Origin of the sequence: Campylobacter sp. Cr9 (genome assembly GCF_020138295.1) — a bacterium.
Classification (GTDB): domain Bacteria; phylum Campylobacterota; class Campylobacteria; order Campylobacterales; family Campylobacteraceae; genus Campylobacter_E.
The window spans coordinates 1-1,784 of sequence record NZ_JACGBH010000033.1 but is presented as its reverse complement, the minus strand read 5'-3'; the positions used below and the strand labels follow the sequence as shown (position 1 = coordinate 1,784).

Genomic DNA, 1,784 nt, shown 5'->3' with positions numbered 1-1,784 from the left:
GTTATTTTTAAATAGTTTTATTGTTAATTTTAAATATATCAATTATTTCAACGTCAATCTTTGATATCTAAACAAGTGATCAAGAGCCATTTAAAACTTTTAAATATTTATATTAAGTTTTAAATCATTCACTTCATTATTTTATTTATTTTTTAATTTTTTAAAATTAAAAAGTAATCATTTAAATTATGGAGAGTTTGATCCTGGCTCAGAGTGAACGCTGGCGGCGTGCCTAACACATGCAAGTCGAACGATGAAGTCTAGCTTGCTAGACGGATTAGTGGCGCACGGGTGAGTAATGTATAGCTAACTTGCCCCTTACAAGAGGACAACAGTTGGAAACGACTGCTAATACTCTATACTCCGCTCTAACATAAGTTAGGGTGGGAAAGTTTTTCGGTAAGGGATAGGGCTATATTGTATCAGCTAGTTGGTAAGGTAATGGCTTACCAAGGCTATGACGCATATCTGGTCTTAGAGGATGATCAGACACACTGGAACTGAGACACGGTCCAGACTCCTACGGGAGGCAGCAGTGGGGAATATTGCTCAATGGGGGAAACCCTGAAGCAGCAACGCCGCGTGGAGGATGACACTTTTCGGAGCGTAAACTCCTTTTTTACAAGAAGAATACTGACTGTATTGTAAGAATAAGCACCGGCTAACTCCGTGCCAGCAGCCGCGGTAATACGGAGGGTGCAAGCGTTACTCGGAATCACTGGGCGTAAAGGGCGCGTAGGCGGAGTAGTAAGTTGGATGTGAAATCTAATGGCTTAACCATTAAACTGCATTCAAAACTGCTATTCTAGAGTAAGGGAGAGGCAGATGGAATTAGTAGTGTAGGGGTAAAATCCGTAGATATTACTAAGAATGCCAATTGCGAAAGCGATCTGCTAGAACTTAACTGACGCTAAGGCGCGAAAGCGTGGGGAGCAAACAGGATTAGATACCCTGGTAGTCCACGCCCTAAACGATGTATGCTAGTTATTAGAATGCTAGTCATTTTAGTAATGCACCTAACGGATTAAGCATACCGCCTGGGGAGTACGGTCGCAAGATTAAAACTCAAAGGAATAGACGGGGACCCGCACAAGCGGTGGAGCATGTGGTTTAATTCGAAGATACGCGAAGAACCTTACCTGGGCTTGATATCCTAAGAACCTTTTAGAGATAAGAGGGTGCTAGCTTGCTAGAACTTAGAGACAGGTGCTGCACGGCTGTCGTCAGCTCGTGTCGTGAGATGTTGGGTTAAGTCCCGCAACGAGCGCAACCCACGTATTTAGTTGCTAACAGTTCGGCTGAGCACTCTAAATAGACTGCCTTCGCAAGGAGGAGGAAGGTGTGGACGACGTCAAGTCATCATGGCCCTTATGCCCAGGGCTACACACGTGCTACAATGGCATATACAATGAGAAGCAATACCGCGAGGTGGAGCAAATCTATAAAATATGTCTTAGTTCGGATTGTTCTCTGCAACTCGAGAGCATGAAGCCGGAATCGCTAGTAATCGTAAATCAGCTATGTTACGGTGAATACGTTCCCGGGTCTTGTACTCACCGCCCGTCACACCATGGGAGTTGATTGTGCTTTAAGTCGGAATACTAAACTAGTTACCGCCCACAGCAAAATCAGCGACTGGGGTGAAGTCGTAACAAGGTAACCGTAGGAGAACCTGCGGTTGGATCACCTCCTTTCTAGAGTACACACTCTTTAACTCACACTAAAGAGTAGATAATAATTAACTAGCTCTTGAGAGCTTGTTTGGATATCAAAGGTTGAAATGA

At 43.7% G+C, this 1,784-nt stretch carries 1 rRNA gene; it reads left to right on the top strand.

Annotated features, from left to right (window positions below):
• The first annotated feature begins 185 nt into the window (after positions 1 to 185).
• A 16S ribosomal RNA gene (locus AVANS14531_RS09085) occupies positions 186 to 1,694 on the top strand.
• Positions 1,695 to 1,784: the final 90 nt, after the last annotated feature.